Source organism: Pseudomonas sp. SMN5 (assembly GCF_052041925.1).
GTDB lineage: Bacteria > Pseudomonadota > Gammaproteobacteria > Pseudomonadales > Pseudomonadaceae > Aquipseudomonas.
The window spans coordinates 1-1,399 of record NZ_JBKGGX010000059.1 but is presented as its reverse complement, the minus strand read 5'-3'; the positions used below and the strand labels follow the sequence as shown (position 1 = coordinate 1,399).

1 rRNA gene is annotated in these 1,399 nt (G+C 53.6%); it reads left to right on the top strand.

Features of this window, described 5'->3' with window-relative positions:
- Positions 1–1,367: ribosomal RNA gene (locus ACLEJR_RS26965) — 23S ribosomal RNA — on the top strand; the annotation flags it as partial.
- Between the last annotated feature and the right edge of the window lie 32 nt (positions 1,368–1,399).

Genomic DNA, 1,399 nt, shown 5'->3' with positions numbered 1-1,399 from the left:
TGGGTGACGAAGTGGTTGATGCCATGCTTCCAAGAAAAGCTTCTAAGCTTCAGATAACCAGGAACCGTACCCCAAACCGACACAGGTGGTTGGGTAGAGAATACCAAGGCGCTTGAGAGAACTCGGGTGAAGGAACTAGGCAAAATGGCACCGTAACTTCGGGAGAAGGTGCGCCGGTGAGGGTCAAGCACTTGCTGCGTAAGCCCACGCCGGTCGAAGATACCAGGCCGCTGCGACTGTTTATTAAAAACACAGCACTCTGCAAACACGAAAGTGGACGTATAGGGTGTGACGCCTGCCCGGTGCCGGAAGGTTAATTGATGGGGTTAGCTAACGCGAAGCTCTTGATCGAAGCCCCGGTAAACGGCGGCCGTAACTATAACGGTCCTAAGGTAGCGAAATTCCTTGTCGGGTAAGTTCCGACCTGCACGAATGGCGTAACGATGGCGGCGCTGTCTCCACCCGAGACTCAGTGAAATTGAAATCGCTGTGAAGATGCAGTGTATCCGCGGCTAGACGGAAAGACCCCGTGAACCTTTACTATAGCTTTGCACTGGACTTTGAATTTGCTTGTGTAGGATAGGTGGGAGGCTTTGAAGCGTGGACGCCAGTCTGCGTGGAGCCATCCTTGAAATACCACCCTGGCAACTTTGAGGTTCTAACTCAGGTCCGTCATCCGGATCGAGGACAGTGTATGGTGGGTAGTTTGACTGGGGCGGTCTCCTCCTAAAGAGTAACGGAGGAGTACGAAGGTGCGCTCAGACCGGTCGGAAATCGGTCGTAGAGTATAAAGGCAAAAGCGCGCTTGACTGCGAGACAGACACGTCGAGCAGGTACGAAAGTAGGTCTTAGTGATCCGGTGGTTCTGTATGGAAGGGCCATCGCTCAACGGATAAAAGGTACTCCGGGGATAACAGGCTGATACCGCCCAAGAGTTCATATCGACGGCGGTGTTTGGCACCTCGATGTCGGCTCATCACATCCTGGGGCTGAAGCCGGTCCCAAGGGTATGGCTGTTCGCCATTTAAAGTGGTACGCGAGCTGGGTTTAGAACGTCGTGAGACAGTTCGGTCCCTATCTGCCGTGGACGTTTGAGATTTGAGAGGGGCTGCTCCTAGTACGAGAGGACCGGAGTGGACGAACCTCTGGTGTTCCGGTTGTCACGCCAGTGGCATTGCCGGGTAGCTATGTTCGGAAAAGATAACCGCTGAAAGCATCTAAGCGGGAAACTTGCCTCAAGATGAGATCTCACTGGAGCCTTGAGCTCCCTGAAGGGCCGTCGAAGACTACGACGTTGATAGGCAGGGTGTGTAAGCGCTGTGAGGCGTTGAGCTAACCTGTACTAATTGCCCGTGAGGCTTGACCATATAACACCCAAGCAATCTGCAGACTCTGAGCT